Here is a 13,336-nt window from a genome sequence, read left to right as displayed (position 1 = left end):
AACGTGACTAAGTGTGACCAGTATGCCGCGTTCGACCCCGTGGTTGCGATCACTTGCCGCGATTGAGTTGACGCAGCTTGCCCACCACCGCCGCCAGCGCCCGCTCGAACAGCGGCTCATCGTCGAGGTGATGCAGCGCGTCACGCTTGAATGCCATCGCCAGTTGGCCGGCACTTTTCTCCAGGACCTTGAGCCCGGTACGGCCGACAAAAACGTAGGTGTTGGCCGGCGCCATGATCGCCGTCAGCTTGCACCGCAGGGTGCCTGCCTGGCCCTGCTGGAACACGACCCAGTCACCGACTCGCAATTGGTGCACCTTGGCCAGGTCCGGATCATCCTCCGGCAGGCCCTCGACGGGATCGAGCGGCAGTACGCTGAACACAAAGGGTTCACGCACTTCGAGCCATCCATCGCCACCCTCGGGCGGCCGGACATGCAGGGTCTGCAAGCGCACAAAAAAATCACGGGTGCTGAAGGGGTCGAATGCAGCGCTGGTCAACCCATCGCGCAGTGCCTTGAGCAACCCGGGCAACTGCTCCAGCAAGTGCACCCCGGCTTCAGTGTCTGCCGGCAGGCTGACACTCCAGATCAGCTCATCCATGGTGCGCAGCCCTGCTTGCCATTGCACCGACTGCTCGCCGTGCTTGAGGCTGGCCAGCAACAGCACCTGGCTCCAGGCCTGTTGCAGGAACTGCACCACCGCCTGCGGCAAAACCTTGCCCAGCATCCGTCGATTCAGTACCTCGGCCACCCGTGCACGCGCCGCTTCAGTGCGCACGCGCCCTTCTTCAGCATGGCGGGTGTGCTGTTCAAGCAATTCGCTGCGACGACGCTCATCGGCGGTGAACGCAGTGAATTCAGTCAGCAATTGGGAAAAAATCGCCGGATCTTCAACAAACTCATTGAGTAAACGCTGAACCACCCGCTCTATGCGCAGGTACAGGCTGTCGCGCTGGAAGTCATCGACCGGGCTCCAGCCCATGGCGGTGGTCGCGATTTCATTCAACAGGCGCCGAGCCGGGTGGCCGGGGCGACTGAAAAAACTCTTGTCCAGCACCGCCACTTTCAGCATCGGGATCTGCAGGCGGCCGATCAAGGCCTTGAAGGCGTCCGGCACTGCGCGATCATTGAGGATGAATTCGAACAGCAGGGCGATCAGGTTGATCACATCTTCATCTGCATCCTCCACCACCCGCGACTTGCCACTCTTGACGCTGACACGGGTGAGCAACTGCTCGAGCTGGTTACACAGGTCGAAATCATCCTCGGCTTCCGGCTCCGGGACGTACTGTTGCAAGTGGGATAACAGCCGCAGCAGATCGCGGGTGGCGATGGGCTGGGGTTCGGCACTGACTTCAAGGGTAGGCGACACGCTACCACGCACAACGGTCAACAACGCCTGCAAGGCGCTGAAGGCTTGCTGGCCATTTTCGTCGATGGGCTGGTCGGTGCTCGGCAATACCTCTTCGCACTGATGATCACGGGTGGCACGGCCACAGGGACGACGGGATGGCGCAGCCTTGAGTTCCGGCAACACGCCGGTCGCGACCAGCAGTTGATTGGCTTCACCGTACAGCAGGTCAGCATCACTGAGGACGTATTTTTCAAACAGCTTGAGCATGATCAGCTTGACGCGGATCTCCACGCCCAGGCTACGCCCGGCACGCAGGAAAAACTCGCACAACAGCGCCGGGCCCAGGGGGTTTTCACGGTCGTCCAGGCGATTGCCGAGCAAGGCACTCAAGCGTGCCGTGAGTTGCGACAGCGCCAGGCCGTCGCGGTGGCGCACCCGGCCCAGCATGGCCTCAAGCGCGACGGCTTTTTCCAGGTCATCCTTGGACGTGCCTGAGGCCGCGTCATAGGACACCACCGGCACCAACTGAAGTTCACCACGGCCCGCCAGCCCCAGGTTGCCAAAGGCTTCGAACAGCCGCTCCATGAACACGCGCTCGAAATTCTTGCGCTTGAGGCGCAGGTCGCGCATGGCCTCAAAGAAGATATGGTGGTCCACGTTGCTGCGGGCCTTGTCGGCCATTTCGAACAAGGTGTCGTCGGCGTTATCGAACAGTTCCTGTAAACCCTGCTGCAACTGCTGCGCCGCCTTGTCGCGAACCTGCAGCAGCACCACCGGCAGGCGCGCGAGCGGCGATGGCGTGGCTTGTGCCTTGTTGATTGGCACCACCTTTCCGTCATTGTGCATCCTGGCCTCCTGAAACGGCGGTAAAGCGTTGGGGAAAGATCGGGTACAGGCCCAATAAGGCTGTGGATAACCGGTTATCACCAGGACGTCAAAGCTATGACGCCAATTGCAAGGCGCGAGATTATCTTGCAAATGAGTGCCGTTGCGCCAGCAAACTCTGACATTGCGCTGTAAATGAGTGGTGAGCCTGGGTTCAAACGCACGCTGCCCCTATAATCGGGACACTTTGTTTGTGGAGCCTGTTATGCCGAACCTCCGTCTTGCCGACCTCACCGCTGAAATCGAAGCCAACGTGCGCCGCGCGCTCCTGGAAGACATCGGCAGCGGCGACATCACCGCACAGTTGATCCCGGCCGAGCGGCTGGCCACGGCCACCATCATTACCCGCGACGCCGCAGTCATCGCCGGCACTGCGTGGGTGGATGCCGTATTCCGCCAACTGGACCCAAGGGTCGCCGTGCACTGGCAGGTGGCCGACGGCGAACGCGTCAGCCCTAATCAGGCACTGTTCCACCTGGAGGGGCCGGCGCGTTCGCTGCTCAGTGGCGAGCGCTCTGCCTTGAACTTCCTGCAGTTACTCTCCGGGGTCGCCACACGCGCCCGGTTCCTGGCGGATTTTGTCGCCAGCACCCAGGTCAAGCTGCTGGACACTCGAAAAACCCTGCCCGGCCTGCGCCTCGCGCAGAAATACGCGGTGACCTGCGGTGGCTGCCACAACCACCGTATCGGTTTGTATGACGCGTTCCTGATCAAGGAAAACCACATCGCTGCCAGTGGCGGGATTGCCCAAGCCATCAGCGCCGCCCACAAGATCGCACCCGGCAAGCCGGTTGAAATCGAAGTGGAGAGCCTGGACGAACTGCGCGAAGCGCTGGCGGCGGGCGCCGACATCGTCATGCTCGATGAGTTGAGCCTGGAAGATATGCGTGAAGCCGTGCGCCTGAACGGCGGCAAGGCCAAGCTGGAAGCCAGCGGCGGGATCAATGAAAGCACCCTGCTGCCTATCGCGGAGACGGGGGTGGACTACATCTCCATTGGTGCGATGACCAAGGATGTGAAGGCGGTGGATTTGTCGATGCGCCTCAGTATCTGAACACCTAACTGTAGGAGCGAGCTTGCTCGCGAAAAACCTGAGAACGCCGCAGGGAACCAGGCAGCCCGCGTCATCGTTAGCGATTTTCGCGAGCAAGCTCGCTCCTACAAGCTGCTTTTAAACGACCAGGTCGTTCATCTCGCAGTATTCTTCCCATTCGACACCCAGCACCTCGGCCGCCTCTTTGTGCAAGGCCAGCCGTGCCGCTTCGAACTCTTCCGGCGTCGAGGTGTACTTGAGGGTCAGTTCCCAAGGCTGGAAGCCCTGGCTCTCGGCCTCGTCCTCAAACGCCCACTGGATCTGGTCGCGCTGATCATCGGCGCTCAGGTCCTTGATCTCTTCTTTGAGCTGCGGCGATTCCTCAAGGTATTTTTCGAGGGCTGCTTGATGCCGAACTTCCTGGGTCATTTCAGTCGTGGTCATGTCGTTCTCTTAGATCGAGGAATGGGGATGCATCTGGGTCATCAAGGTTGCGCAGATACAAAAGAGCCGGCACACGTGCCAACTCGTCTGGCCTTCAGAACCATTCTGGGATCATCTGAAAACATTGCCTTTGAAGCAGTATTGCCTTTTTGCCCGAGACAGGAATCGAACCTGCGACCTTCGCGTTACGAGTGCGCTGCTCTACCAACTGAGCTACACGGGCGGTGGGCTAAAGCTAGCACCGCATCGGGCGTCCGGCAACTTGCGCCCGTCAACGGGCAATGACCCCCTGGGCCCAGAAGCGTGGTTGCAGGTGACGACCTTCATCGCCCAGGTACTGTTTTTGGGCTTGCTGGAGGTGAGGCACATCGCGCACCGCAATAAACACCAACAGACCAACGGCCAACACAGCCAAGGCTTTCCATAGCCTACGGGCCAACGGCAGCGCAGCGCTTGCTGGCGTGCGCAGCTCATGCAGCGCCATCAGCCAGCCCACCACCAGCGCCAACCAGACCTGGGAGTTGGGCATCACTATCACGCCATCGACCATGGACTGCACCAGCGCCCCCACCAACGCCGCGAACAGGCACAAGCGCAGCAGGTCAACCCGCGCGGCGGACAGCGCTCGCTCGCGCAGCACAGCCAACGCGGCCCAGCCGCCTCGCCATGCCAACACCGCCACGCACAGCCCCGAGGGCACCCCCCATTCGCTGGCCCATTGCAGAATCGCCTGATGGGGATGAGCGGCAATCCTGTTGGCAATATCGGCAAAATGCATCGGCCCAAAACCAAGCCACGGGCGCTCGATGAGCATGTACCACGCCTGCCACCAGATCGGGCCCCGTCCCGACAGCGAGGTGGTGAGGCGATCTCCGGCATCACTGGTGAGCGCAATCCCCAGGTAATCCGACAGTCCCGTGAATACCAGCCAATACAGCCACAGCCCAATCAACGCTGCGGCCGACTGCCAACCCAGCCAGCGACGCCCCCAGGGCCCAAGCAGCGCCAACATCACGCCCGCCACGCCCATGCCAAGCCAGGTACCCCGCGTACCGCCGCTGATTGCGATCATCCACCAGACACACAGCAACGCAAACACCATCCCCCGCAAGGCGCGGGAGACATTGGGTATCAGTAAAGGCAGCGCCAGCAATGGCAAGGTAAATGTCTGAAACTGTCCGTAGAAACGCTTGTTGGAAAAGCCCGACAGCAACCCGCCAGGGTCCAGTACGCGCTCGCCACTGACGAGCAGCAACGTACCGGCATACAGATACTGAACCGACTTGATCAGGCACAGCAACACCACAACCAGGATCAGCACGCGATCCAAAGGCTCGCCGCCGTGACGACGAACCAGGGCAAAGGCGACGGCAATCGCCGCGCAGCTGACAAACAGCGCCACTTCGGTAAGCGCCCACAGCGGCTGATGGGCCAGCGCCGACGACAGCACGCCCAGCCCCACAACCAGCGCCACGCCCCAGGCAGTGGGCCTGTCTACCCAAGGTTCAGTGGAAGTAACCGATAACCCATACAGCACCGCGCAAAACCCGATGGCAATTTGCATGACACGCTGTAGATCATGCCCGCCGAACGGCGCACAAATCCCGACACTCAACAGGCACACCGCTGCTACCAGGAAAACACCGCCTCGCTGCTGTACGGATAACACCATCGGCCACCTCTACTTCCGTGTGGATGGTTTAGCAGTTACGCGCCGTCGGTGCCGCAGCCCTTGCTGGCATATTTCGCTTCAGCGGTCGTCGTGCACTTCCAGCCGGTGGCGCTGCGGACCAGGGTGATGGTCTTGCCCAGCACCGGTGCCGGTGCGTCGAGTATTTCGCAGCTGATGGAGCCCGCACCCGTGGCCACATCGCCTGCCACCTCGATCTTGCAGTTGGCCGTAGGACTGGTGCCGCCGATCAAGGCCACGGTGGGTACAGTGCCCTGGTTGATGGTGTCTTCGTAACCGGCCTTCAACGCGGCAATTTCAGCCAGGCCGGCAGTGAACTTGGCCTTGGCCTGGTGGGTGGTGTACATGGGCAGGCCGATGGTGGCCAAAATGCCGATGATTGCCACGACGATCAACAACTCGATCAAGGTAAAGCCTTTCTGACGTATCACATTCACTCTCCCGAATAGAACTCATGACAAGGCGCGTCCTGCACCCCGTTTTTGCAACGGCGCCAGTGTACTCACCCGCAAGCGGCCAATCGCGCTCAAGACGCACATTCTGACATTTTTATCCCGCGCCATCGGCATGCCCGAATCCGTCACCTGACTAAGCTATAAATCTTCGACAGCCTGTATGCGGAACCGCAACATGAACAACGCTTCAACGATTTACGCCTGGGAAGGCATCAACCGTAAAGGGCGCAGGGTGTCCGGGCAAACCAAGGGGCACAACGCGGCCCTGGTCAAGGCACAACTGCGCCAGCAAGGGATCAGCCCCGGTCGTGTGCGCAAGCAATCCCTGCTGCTGCCAAACCTCACCCCATCAGTCAAAGCGGCTGATATCACGCTGTTCACGCGCCAACTGGCTACGCTGCTGAAGGCTGGAGTTCCACTCCTGCAAGCCTTCAACATCATCAGCGAAGGCGTCGACAATCGCGCTGTGCGTGAACAGGTGATGGGGCTTAAACAAGCGATCGCCGCCGGCAGCAGCCTGGCTGAGGCATTACGCAAACAACCGCGTCATTTCGATGAGCTGTACTGCAACCTGGTGGCCGCCGGCGAACAGGCCGGGGCGCTTGAGACACTGCTGGAGAGGGTGGCGATCCACCGGGAAAAGAGTGAGCAGCTCAAGGCCAGGATCAAAAAGGCCATGACCTACCCCATTGCTGTCCTGGTGGTTGCCAGCCTGGTCACCGGCATACTGCTGGTCCACGTGGTGCCGCAGTTCCAGGCCTTGTTCGCCGGAGTCGACGGCAAACTGCCGGCATTTACCTTGCACGTGATCGCCCTGTCGGCGTTCATGCAGCACGCATGGTGGATGCTGGTATTGGGCATCGTCGCGGGAGCCGCTGCGCTGCGCCAGGCCTATCGGACCTCGTCGGGGTTTCGCTGCTGGCTGGACACCGGTTTGTTGAAAGCGCCCCTGGCAGGCAAACTGCTGACAAAATCCGCCGTGGCCCGCTACGCCCGCACGCTCTCCACGACCTTTGCCGCCGGTGTTCCACTAGTACAGGCATTGGACTCAGTCGCCGGCGCCGTGGGAAACGGCCCGTTCAAACAGGCAATCGAACATATGCGTCACGATGTATCCAACGGCATGCAACTGAATCAATCCATGGTCAACAGCGGTCTGTTTCCCGGCATGGCGATCCAACTGACAGCGATCGGCGAAGAGTCGGGCACCCTGGAACACATGCTGGAAAAGGTCGCCAGCCACTATGAGGCTGACGTGGACAACCTGGTCGACAACCTCACCAGCCTGATGGAACCGTTGATCATGGTGGTGCTGGGGGGCATTGTCGGCGCGCTGGTCATCGCCATGTACTTGCCGGTCTTCCAACTGGGGAGTGCATTTTGAGCCTGCTGCTGAACGAGCACCCATTGGCCTTTGTCACAATCGCGCTGGTACTGGGGCTGATCGTCGGCAGTTTCCTCAACGTGCTGGTCTGGCGCCTGCCAAAAATGCTCGAACGGGAATGGCGTGCCCAGGCCCATGAAGTGCTCGGCTTGCCTGCCGAACCTGGCGGGCCGACCTACAACCTGATGCACCCCAACTCATGCTGCCCACACTGTGACCATCCCATCCGGCCGTGGGAAAATATCCCACTGCTCAGCTACCTGATGCTCAGGGGGCGCTGCGCCCATTGCCAGGGAGCCATCAGCCCTCGCTACCCTTTCACGGAACTCGCCTGCGGGTTGATCTCGGCCTGGGTCGCCTGGCATTTCGGCTTTGGCTGGCAGGCCGCAGCGGTGCTGGTGTTGAGTTGGGGGTTGCTGGCAATGAGCCTGATCGACGCAGACCACCAGTTGCTCCCGGATGTGCTGGTGCTGCCATTGCTGTGGCTGGGCCTGATCGTCAACAGTTTTGGATTACTGACGACATTACCCGACGCACTATGGGGCACAGTGATCGGCTACATGAGCCTGTGGAGCGTGTTCTGGCTGTTCAAGCTGGTCACCGGCAAAGACGGCATGGGCCACGGTGATTTCAAGTTACTGGCCTTGCTCGGCGCCTGGGGCGGCTGGCAGATATTGCCGATGACACTGTTGATGTCGTCGCTGGTGGGGGTGTTTGTCGGGTTGATCCTGATGCGCCTGCGCAAGACCCTGGCGTCCACGCCGATGCCGTTTGGTCCGTATCTGGCAATTGCCGGCTGGATTGCATTGCTCTGGGGTGGTCAAATAACCGACTTCTATTTGCAGTCTGTCGGTTTCAGATGACCACTCCTGTTGCAACACCTTGGATTCTTGGCCTCACCGGTGGCATCGGCAGCGGTAAAAGTGCGGCAGCCCAGCACTTTATCGACCTGGGCATTGACCTGGTGGACGCTGATCACGCCGCGCGCTGGGTGGTCGAACCCGGCCGGCCGGCGCTGGCCCGCATCGCCGAGCATTTTGGTGCCGGCGTATTGCAGCCTGACGGCCAGTTGGACCGCGCCGCGTTGCGCAAGCTGATCTTTGAGGTGCCCGAAGAGCGCCGCTGGCTGGAAGCCTTGCTGCACCCGTTGATTGGCGAGGAGATTCGCAGTCACCTGGCTAGCGCCCGCTCGCCTTACGCGATCCTGGTGTCCCCGCTGCTGATCGAATCCGGCCAGTACAGCATGACCCAGCGCATCCTGGTGATCGACGTGCCGCAATCGCTGCAGATTCAGCGTACCCTGCAGCGCGACGGCATCAGCGAACAACAGGTTCAGGCAATTCTCAAGGCACAGTCCAGCCGTGAAGACCGCCTGAACCATGCCGATGACGTGCTGGTCAATGACCAGGACCTCGCCTGGCTGCACAGCGAGGTCGAGCGACTGCACCACTTTTACCTTACTTTGCGTGGAGGCCGATCATGAGCCAACCCTTGACCGTCGACTGCCCAACCTGCGGTGCACCCGTGGAATGGAATGCAGCCAACCCTAACCGGCCGTTCTGCTCGGACCGTTGCAAGCTCATCGACCTGGGCGCGTGGGCCGCCGAGGAACACAAGATTCCCGTGGCGCCGGATGCCGAAGACGAGCTGTTTTCCGAAGACTTGCCGCCGCGCCACTAAGGCCGCATAAAGGCGTATTCCTGCTGGTCGTCGAGGTTTTCTGCGAGGTATTGCAGCTCGTCGGCCAGGTCTTCGAAGCTGCGTACGCCCTTGCTCTGCTGCACCACCGCGCTGAGCATGGCGCGCAGGGTCAAGCCCGGGTCGAAACCGATTTCCTGTGCCGCATCCTGGCTCCTGCGCAACTCCTGCCGTGCCCACTCGTACACACTCATGATTCGTGCTCCCGCCTTGCCTAGGAAAATTTCGCAGAGCATGGGCCTGCTCGGCTGCGCGGGATTTGATCTGGGTCAACGCTGCGATTCGTCATCCTTCCAGGGCGCCGAGAGGTAGCGTGTGCGGTTGAATGTCTCCAGCCATTCCGGACAAAACACCACCAGGGCGCTGATCACCATGCCGTTGATAAAGGCTTCGGGGAAGATGATCAGCCACAGGTAGCCGACGAAATCCTCCAGCCATTCAGGCATGGCAAAACGACCGTCGAACCACAGCAACCCCAGCCCCAGCAGCAGGCAAAACAAGGCCGACAACGCGGCAGCAAAAAAACCGGAGCAGAAGATATACACGAAGGGATTGCGCGGCTGCGCCCGCTCGACCACAAGCGCACAGCCTTCCGTGATCAGCACCGGCAGCACGATCAGCAGCAGGCCGTTGACGCCAAGGGCTGCCAGGTCCTGGCGCCCAAGCAGCATTAACCCGAACTGGGCGGCAAAACCACCGACGATAGCCAGGGGCCAGTCCAACAGCAGGGTTACGGCGGTCATACCGATAAAGTGGTAGGACACACCAGTATCGAAATCCCGTCGTACCAGCCACAGCATGAACAGTGCGAACACCGTACCGAACAGCAAATGCTGGCGCCGCCGGTCGGCAAACAACTCGACCCAGGGCGAACGCAGGATCGCCCACAGCAGTACCGGTGCATACAACAGCCAGCCGATGCCGAGGGTTGTGGGCGCCAGCACTGCGGCACTGATCACGGCTTCACCTGCTCCAGGGCCTGGCGCAGTTCGACAGCGGTGCCGTATTCATGTTGGGAAACCAACTTACCGTTATCCAACTGCAGCCACAGCACTTTATCCGCCGCCGCGGGATAACGCGGGGCGATACGTGCGTCACGGTCCAGCATGACCCGGTAGTTGTAGGATTGCATGGCCGGTACCGCGAACAATTTGGCGATCAGTCGAGGCATGCGCTGGATGTCAGCGACGAACACGGCATGCCGCGCTTCGAGGTAGCCTGCAGGTTGGCCTTGCAGCGCAGCATCCACCTGCTTGGCCGCATCCATGCTGCGCGCCACCAACAGAATCCGTGCCTGGTTATCGAGGGTATAGGCTTGGTCGAATTGATCGAGCAAAGTCCAGGGAGCAAGGCGCTCGCCCACTTCAACAGCCTGCGCCCATACCGGTAAAACACTCAGCAACAGCACCACCAGACACTTCACCGCACGCTCCTCATAAGGGGGGGGGAATTACGCTTGAAAGGCCAGTCTACACCCTGGCTTTTGCAGCAGGACTTCCTGCGGTCATCATTTGGACGCTAAGCTGCAGGCATGGATGACTCAGATTACTTGCGCCTGCTCACCGTAGCGGCCGAACAAGCCAATGCGTTCCTGTCCAATGCCCGCAAATGGGAGCGTGAGCGTTGGGTCTGCCAGCGCCTGTTGCAAGGCTTGAATGTGCCCTACCGCGCCGAAGAGTTTCACCCCGCCGGGCAAGAACCACCCGACGTGCTGTTTCGCGATGCCAGTTTCGAGGTGTTTTTCGTACTCGATGAAGGGCGCCGCCTGAACGACGAATGGCGTGACGAGCTGTTGCGTCGACGCAGTGCATTCTCCCTGAGCCAACTGGTGCGGCGCGAAGCCAAGCCGCGGCGCATCCCCGCCCATGAATTCCTGCTGCGCCTGGCGCCCACGTTGCGCAAGAAGGCCCATAACTACAAAGAGCGCGGGATGGACCTGGGCGAATTGGATATCGTCGCGTTCACCAGCCTCAAGCGCGAAGTGCTCGACCTCAACAGCCACTTTCCACCGCCCACCGAATACTTGCGCCAGGGCTGGCGCTCGCTGTCGCTGGTGGGGCCGACATTTGCCCGGGTGCTGTTCGCCCACCCGGACGCGCCGGATTTCTTGCGCAACAACCTGGGGCGCAGCATAGTGTTCGACGTGGGCATCAGCCTCTGAGCCTCCCACTGTAACGTGGCGCCCTTTTGCAACGTCTACCTGACGAGACCTTATATGACCAGCCGCCTGAACCCCGACGACCAACAGCATGTCGAAGAGTACCTGCAACTCTCCCAGAACCGAGTCGAGCGCAAGCCTTTCCGGCCGTGGCTGCTCCTTGGTGTGGTGCTGGTGGTGGTGATCGGGCTCGGCCTGCTCAGCCGCCTTTTGAGTTACCTGACGCTATGAGCTGCCTGGCGCTCGCGAGGGTAACTGCTCCGATTTCCTTTAGCCTTGCGAGATACCCCCATGACCCATCGTATTATTATCGTCGGCGGCGGCGCCGGCGGCCTGGAGTTGGCTACCCGCCTGGGTAAGACTCTGGGCAAGCGCGGCACCGCCAGCATCACGCTGGTGGACGCCAACCTCACCCATATCTGGAAGCCTTTGCTGCACGAAGTCGCTGCCGGCTCACTGAACTCTTCGGAAGACGAACTCAATTACGTCGCCCAGGCCAAATGGAACCACTTCGAGTTCCAACTGGGGCGCATGAGCGGGCTCGACCGCGAACAGAAGAAAATCCAGCTGGCCGCCACCCTCGACGAAGAAGGCCGCGAACTGGTGCCCGCGCGCGTGCTGGGCTATGACAGCCTGGTGATTGCGGTGGGCAGCACCACCAATGATTTCGGCACCGAGGGCGCGGCGCAGCACTGTCTGTTCCTCGATACCCGCAAGCAGGCCGAGCGTTTCCACCAACAGTTGCTCAACCACTATCTGCGCGCCCACGCCGGGCAAACCGATGTGGTGGAAAAGATCAGCGTCGCCATCGTCGGTGCGGGTGCAACGGGCGTCGAGCTGGCCGCAGAGCTGCATAACGCGGCCCACGAGCTGGCGGCGTACGGCCTGGACCGCATCAAGCCGGAAAACATGCACATTACCCTGATCGAAGCCGGCCCTCGTGTACTGCCTGCCTTGCCGGAGCGGATTGGCGGGCCTGTACATAAAACCCTGGAGAAGCTCGGGGTGACGGTGCTGACCAACTCAGCGGTCAGCGAAGTGACTGCCGACGCATTGATCACCAGCAGTGGCCAGGTGATTCCCGCCAGCCTCAAGGTGTGGGCCGCCGGGATTCGTGCACCGGCTTTCCTCAAGGACATCGATGGCCTGGAAACCAACCGCATCAATCAACTGCAAGTGCTGCCGACGCTGCAAACCACCCGTGATGAAAACATCTTCGCCTTTGGCGACTGCGCCGCGTGCCCGCAACCGGGCACCGACCGCAATGTGCCGCCACGGGCCCAGGCCGCGCACCAACAGGCCTCGCTGCTGGCCAAGTCATTGAAACTGCGTATCGAGGGCAAGGACCTGCCGGCGTACAAGTACACCGACTATGGGTCGCTGATCTCGCTGTCGCGGTTCTCGGCGGTAGGTAACCTGATGGGCAACCTGACCGGCAGCGTGATGCTGGAAGGCTGGCTGGCGCGGATGTTCTATGTGTCGCTGTACCGCATGCACCAGATGGCGCTGTATGGCTTCTTCCGCACGGCGATGCTGATGTTGGGCAGCAAGATCGGACGCGGGACTGAACCGCGCCTGAAGCTTCACTAACAACAGAGTCCCTTGCGGGACTGGCTAATGTGGGGGGGGCGCTCCCTCCCACATTGGTTGTGTGTTGGATTTGAGATAATTCCAGGCAAAAAAAATCCCCGTATCTTTCGATACGAGGATTTTTAATATGGTCGGGGTAAGGGGATTCGAACTCCTGACATCCTGCTCCCAAAGCAGGCGCGCTACCGGACTGCGCTATACCCCGGTAAAAAAAAGGCGACCTTTCAGTCGCCTTCTTCGATCAGCGCTTTTGGCCTCTGATCTTAAGATTCGATTCCAGCGTTAACTGGTCTCAAAAATGGTGGGTCGTGTGGGATTCGAACCTACGACCAATTGGTTAAAAGCCAACTGCTCTACCAACTGAGCTAACGACCCAAATATGGTCGGGGTAGGGGGATTCGAACTCCCGACATCCTGCTCCCAAAGCAGGCGCGCTACCGGACTGCGCTATACCCCGGTTTGAAATTGGCTCCGTGACCAGGACTCGAACCTGGGACCCAATGATTAACAGTCATTTGCTCTACCGACTGAGCTATCACGGAACTACATATTTCAAAGTACAACTTTTACTGCTGTGTAACCTTCTCTTCGACCCTGTCCGTATCGCTACGTTAGCGTCTCTGAGGCGCGCTATTCTACAATCTT

15 protein-coding genes, 5 tRNA genes and 1 pseudogene are annotated in these 13,336 nt (G+C 60.4%); 8 read left to right on the top strand and 13 right to left on the bottom strand.

Annotated features, from left to right (window positions below):
* Positions 1–49: 49 nt before the first annotated feature.
* A complete protein-coding gene (locus tag J3D60_RS25655; RefSeq protein ID WP_253493273.1) occupies positions 50–2,200 on the bottom strand; it encodes a DUF1631 domain-containing protein in 2,151 nt (716 codons plus the stop codon).
* Between the two features lie 244 nt (positions 2,201–2,444).
* On the opposite strand from J3D60_RS25655, the gene nadC reads away from it, so the two are divergent.
* A complete protein-coding gene (gene nadC / locus J3D60_RS25650; protein WP_027604881.1) occupies positions 2,445–3,293 on the top strand; it encodes a carboxylating nicotinate-nucleotide diphosphorylase in 849 nt (282 codons plus the stop codon).
* Here nadC and J3D60_RS25645 read toward each other — a convergent pair.
* From J3D60_RS25645 to J3D60_RS25625, 5 genes and pseudogenes are all read right to left on the bottom strand, one after another.
* Positions 3,294–3,389: pseudogene (locus tag J3D60_RS25645) on the bottom strand (outer membrane lipoprotein carrier protein LolA); the annotation flags it as partial.
* A 21-nt stretch (positions 3,390–3,410) separates the two neighbouring features.
* Positions 3,411–3,716 carry a DUF6388 family protein gene (locus tag J3D60_RS25640; protein WP_027604882.1) on the bottom strand — a complete coding sequence of 102 codons (306 nt, stop codon included), beginning with the start codon at positions 3,714–3,716 and terminating at the stop codon, positions 3,411–3,413.
* A gap of 150 nt (positions 3,717–3,866) precedes the next feature.
* Positions 3,867–3,939, bottom strand: a tRNA-Thr gene (locus tag J3D60_RS25635).
* A 48-nt stretch (positions 3,940–3,987) separates the two neighbouring features.
* On the bottom strand, positions 3,988–5,388 hold the full coding sequence (locus J3D60_RS25630) for an O-antigen ligase (RefSeq protein ID WP_253493271.1): 1,401 nt from the start codon (positions 5,386–5,388) through the stop codon (positions 3,988–3,990).
* A 35-nt stretch (positions 5,389–5,423) separates the two neighbouring features.
* Positions 5,424–5,834, bottom strand: a complete 411-nt coding sequence (locus J3D60_RS25625) for a pilin (protein WP_065938956.1) — start codon at positions 5,832–5,834, stop codon at positions 5,424–5,426.
* A gap of 202 nt (positions 5,835–6,036) precedes the next feature.
* On the opposite strand from J3D60_RS25625, the gene J3D60_RS25620 reads away from it, so the two are divergent.
* Genes J3D60_RS25620 through yacG form a run of 4 tightly spaced genes read left to right on the top strand, consistent with a single transcriptional unit; the run spans position 6,037 to position 8,925 of the window.
* The gene (locus tag J3D60_RS25620) at positions 6,037–7,245 is read left to right on the top strand and encodes a type II secretion system F family protein (RefSeq protein ID WP_065938483.1); all 1,209 of its coding nucleotides are present in this window, start codon (positions 6,037–6,039) and stop codon (positions 7,243–7,245) included.
* On the top strand, positions 7,242–8,108 hold the full coding sequence (locus tag J3D60_RS25615; protein WP_065938482.1) for an A24 family peptidase: 867 nt from the start codon (positions 7,242–7,244) through the stop codon (positions 8,106–8,108). The genes J3D60_RS25620 and J3D60_RS25615 overlap by 4 nt, the downstream gene beginning before the upstream one ends.
* Positions 8,105–8,728, top strand: a complete 624-nt coding sequence (coaE, locus tag J3D60_RS25610) for a dephospho-CoA kinase (protein ID WP_253493267.1) — start codon at positions 8,105–8,107, stop codon at positions 8,726–8,728. The genes J3D60_RS25615 and coaE overlap by 4 nt, the downstream gene beginning before the upstream one ends.
* Complete coding sequence (gene yacG / locus J3D60_RS25605) at positions 8,725–8,925, top strand: DNA gyrase inhibitor YacG (RefSeq protein WP_027604888.1); 201 nt, start codon at positions 8,725–8,727, stop codon at positions 8,923–8,925. Before coaE ends, yacG begins: the two co-directional genes overlap by 4 nt.
* Here yacG and J3D60_RS25600 read toward each other — a convergent pair.
* The 3 genes from J3D60_RS25600 to J3D60_RS25590 form a co-directional block, all read right to left on the bottom strand.
* Positions 8,922–9,137 (bottom strand): hypothetical protein, encoded by a 216-nt coding sequence (locus tag J3D60_RS25600; RefSeq protein ID WP_003171680.1) that lies wholly within the window; start codon positions 9,135–9,137, stop codon positions 8,922–8,924. The two genes, yacG and J3D60_RS25600, sit on opposite strands and share 4 nt — an antisense overlap.
* Before the next feature lie 75 nt (positions 9,138–9,212).
* Positions 9,213–9,902: an energy-coupling factor ABC transporter permease gene (locus J3D60_RS25595; protein ID WP_065938481.1), complete on the bottom strand. Its 690-nt coding sequence runs from the start codon at positions 9,900–9,902 to the stop codon at positions 9,213–9,215.
* Complete coding sequence (locus J3D60_RS25590; RefSeq protein ID WP_065938480.1) at positions 9,899–10,366, bottom strand: FAD/FMN-containing dehydrogenase; 468 nt, start codon at positions 10,364–10,366, stop codon at positions 9,899–9,901. Before J3D60_RS25590 ends, J3D60_RS25595 begins: the two co-directional genes overlap by 4 nt.
* Before the next feature lie 108 nt (positions 10,367–10,474).
* On the opposite strand from J3D60_RS25590, the gene J3D60_RS25585 reads away from it, so the two are divergent.
* From J3D60_RS25585 to J3D60_RS25575, 3 genes are read left to right on the top strand one after another with little or no spacing between them, the layout of a single operon-like run.
* Positions 10,475–11,104 carry a DUF1780 domain-containing protein gene (locus tag J3D60_RS25585; RefSeq protein ID WP_027604891.1) on the top strand — a complete coding sequence of 210 codons (630 nt, stop codon included), beginning with the start codon at positions 10,475–10,477 and terminating at the stop codon, positions 11,102–11,104.
* A gap of 54 nt (positions 11,105–11,158) precedes the next feature.
* Positions 11,159–11,332: a DUF3094 family protein gene (locus J3D60_RS25580; protein WP_016976295.1), complete on the top strand. Its 174-nt coding sequence runs from the start codon at positions 11,159–11,161 to the stop codon at positions 11,330–11,332.
* Positions 11,333–11,392: 60 nt separating this feature from the next.
* Positions 11,393–12,691, top strand: coding sequence for an NAD(P)/FAD-dependent oxidoreductase (locus J3D60_RS25575; RefSeq protein ID WP_065924079.1), 1,299 nt, complete (start codon positions 11,393–11,395; stop codon positions 12,689–12,691).
* A 128-nt stretch (positions 12,692–12,819) separates the two neighbouring features.
* Here J3D60_RS25575 and J3D60_RS25570 read toward each other — a convergent pair.
* The 4 genes from J3D60_RS25570 to J3D60_RS25555 form a co-directional block, all read right to left on the bottom strand.
* A tRNA-Pro gene (locus J3D60_RS25570) sits at positions 12,820–12,896 on the bottom strand.
* A gap of 94 nt (positions 12,897–12,990) precedes the next feature.
* Positions 12,991–13,066 (bottom strand) — tRNA-Lys (locus J3D60_RS25565).
* A 5-nt stretch (positions 13,067–13,071) separates the two neighbouring features.
* Positions 13,072–13,148, bottom strand: a tRNA-Pro gene (locus tag J3D60_RS25560).
* Between the two features lie 9 nt (positions 13,149–13,157).
* A tRNA-Asn gene (locus J3D60_RS25555) sits at positions 13,158–13,233 on the bottom strand.
* Positions 13,234–13,336 lie beyond the last annotated feature (103 nt).

The sequence above is a fragment of the Pseudomonas sp. S3E17 genome, from assembly GCF_024168685.1.
Lineage (GTDB): Bacteria > Pseudomonadota > Gammaproteobacteria > Pseudomonadales > Pseudomonadaceae > Aquipseudomonas > Aquipseudomonas marginalis.
Note: the sequence above shows the minus strand (reverse complement) of the source record. Positions and strands in the feature narration are given on the sequence as shown.